We start from the raw sequence: 2,310 nt of genomic DNA, 5'->3' as shown, positions 1-2,310 counted from the left end.
GGGCGCGTGCGGCGGGCTTCGAGGTGATCGCGGCGGGGAAGGGCACCAAGTACTTGCCGGCCTATCACGCGTCCACCCCGGACACGGTGTGGGGGCATTACGGCTTCACGCCGGAGACGGTGGCGGGCGGGGACTTCAACGCGCGCATGTTCAATTCGTTCCTCGACGGCACGAAATCGGCGATCGAGATGGCGGCGGTGGCGAATGCGACGGGGCTTGCGCCGGCACCCGAGGGGCTCGCTTTCCCGCCGTGCGGCGTCGACGACCTGCCGCGGGCGCTGCGGCCACGGTCCGCCGGCGGTGGCCTCCACCACGCCGGACAGGTCGAGGTCGTGTCGAGTGTCGAGCGCGACGGCCGGCCGGTGTTCCGCGATCTGCGCTGGGGCGTGTACGTGACGTTCGCCGCCGCGAGCGACTACGTGCGTCGCTGCTTCCGGGAGTACGGGCTCGTCACCGACGATACGGGCAACTACGCCGCGATGTACAAGCCCTATCACCTGATCGGACTCGAACTCGGCGTGAGCGTCGCCTCGGCGGCACTGCGGCGCGAACCAACGGGCTGTGCGGCCGGCTTTCGCGGTGATGTGGTCGCCACCGCGAAACGGGATCTCGCGGCGCGCGAGGCGCTCGATGGCGAAGGCGGCTACACCGTCTATGGCAAGCTCGTGCCGGCGGCCGACTCGCTTGCGCAGGGCAGCTTGCCGCTCGGGCTCGCGCACGGCGTCAGGCTGCGCTATCCGGTCGCGCGCGGGGAGACGGTGCGCTGGATCGACGTCGACATCGCCGAGAACGAAGCCGTCCGCTTCCGTCGCGAGATGGAAGCCGCATTCTCCTGAACATTCCAGCAACGACCTGAGGACACCATGGCAGCACCGATTCTGTTCAAGGCCGGCGAGGCCACCGTCTTCGCCAAGGAGGGGCAGTACACCGACGCCATGCCGGAGATCCTGATCGGCGACGTCTCCGGCCCCGTCGGCCAGGCGTTCGCGAGCATGATGGCGCAAAGCGCCGGCCACACCTGCATGTTCGCCGTGCGCGCGTGCAACTACATGGTGCGCCCGCCGACGATGCTCGCGACCAAGGTCACGATCAAGGATTCGGCGTACGTCAACCTGATGGGCAGCGTGGTGCAGTCGGCCACCGCCGACGCGATCGTGGACTGCGTTGCCGAGGGCATCATCCCGAAGGATCAGGTCAACAATCTCTGCATCATCTCGCTGGTGTGGATCGACCCGCGGGCGCCGAAGGATCCCAACCTCGACACCGGCGACATGTACCGGACGAACTACGAGGCCACTAAGCTCGCCGTGAAGCGTGCGCTGAACGACGAGCCGGGCATCGACGAACTCATCGCCACGCGCGAGAGCGTCAAGCACGACATGTTCGATCAGGCCACGGGCAAGTGGCTGCTGTAGCGAAGCACAGCGCGGGAGAATCATGATGGCGCTCAATGCCTATCTCAAGCTCACGGGTGAAGAGCAGGGCGACATCAAGGGTTCGGCAACGGTCAAGGGGCGCGAGGGGCGCATCGTGGTCATCGCGTGCAGCCACGAGATCGACAGCGTGCGCGATCCGCAGAGCGGTCTTGCGACCGGGCAGCGCCGGCACACGCCGCTCCTCATCACCAAGGAGCTCGACCGCAGCTCGGTGCCGCTGCGCCAGGCGCTGGTCGCCAACGAGCCCCTCACGTTCTGGGAGCTGCAGTTCTGGCGCGCCATGACGCGCGGCACGGAAAAACAGCACTTCACGATCCGTCTCCTGAACGCCCGCGTCGACAGCCTGAGTCTCGAGCTTGCCAACACGCGCAGCCCGGAAACATCGAAATTGCCGGAGATGGAGCGGGTGGCGTTCAGCTACGAAGGGATCGAGTGGATCTGGACCGACGGACTCGTCGCCGAAGACGCGTGGAGCGCCGGACGCTGAGGCGCGTGGTACGGTGCCAGCGGGCTGCGCACGCCGATGGATTTCCTGCCGTCGATCAACTATCCTTCACGACCTGCAACAAGCGAAGCGCTCGGTCCAGGCTTAACGGGCACGGCGCGACTTGGCGAGCAGAAGGTCACGGGGAGGATCGAATCCGCGCTTTCATCGACGCGGCCGTTTGCCGGAATGTCCGCGCTCTGCACAGTCCCGCCGGGGACTTTGCGTGGTACGGACAGTCTGCTTTTCCTCCCTGCGGCTTGGTTGTCGGGCTCGAGCGGTACGGCAAGGCTCGACGGTTGAGATTTGACACCTACGCGAAGCGATCACGAGACCGCCGGCCCAGCACTCGGCCGGCATGAAACAAATCATCAGAGAGGAAAGAAATGG

3 protein-coding genes are annotated in these 2,310 nt (G+C 66.3%); all 3 read left to right on the top strand.

Features of this window, described 5'->3' with window-relative positions; genetic code table 11:
• A partial coding sequence (locus tag JNK68_06865) for a flagellar biosynthesis protein FlgA (protein MBL8540078.1) occupies positions 1-836 on the top strand: 836 nt, incomplete at its 5' end.
• A gap of 27 nt (positions 837-863) precedes the next feature.
• A complete protein-coding gene (gene fae / locus JNK68_06860; GenBank protein ID MBL8540077.1) occupies positions 864-1,415 on the top strand; it encodes a formaldehyde-activating enzyme in 552 nt (183 codons plus the stop codon).
• A 25-nt stretch (positions 1,416-1,440) separates the two neighbouring features.
• On the top strand, positions 1,441-1,923 hold the full coding sequence (hcp, locus tag JNK68_06855; protein MBL8540076.1) for a type VI secretion system tube protein Hcp: 483 nt from the start codon (positions 1,441-1,443) through the stop codon (positions 1,921-1,923).
• Positions 1,924-2,310: the final 387 nt, after the last annotated feature.

It is taken from the genome of Betaproteobacteria bacterium (genome assembly GCA_016791345.1).
Taxonomy (GTDB): Bacteria; Pseudomonadota; Gammaproteobacteria; order Burkholderiales; family JAEUMW01; genus JAEUMW01.
Note: the sequence above shows the minus strand (reverse complement) of the source record. Positions and strands in the feature narration are given on the sequence as shown.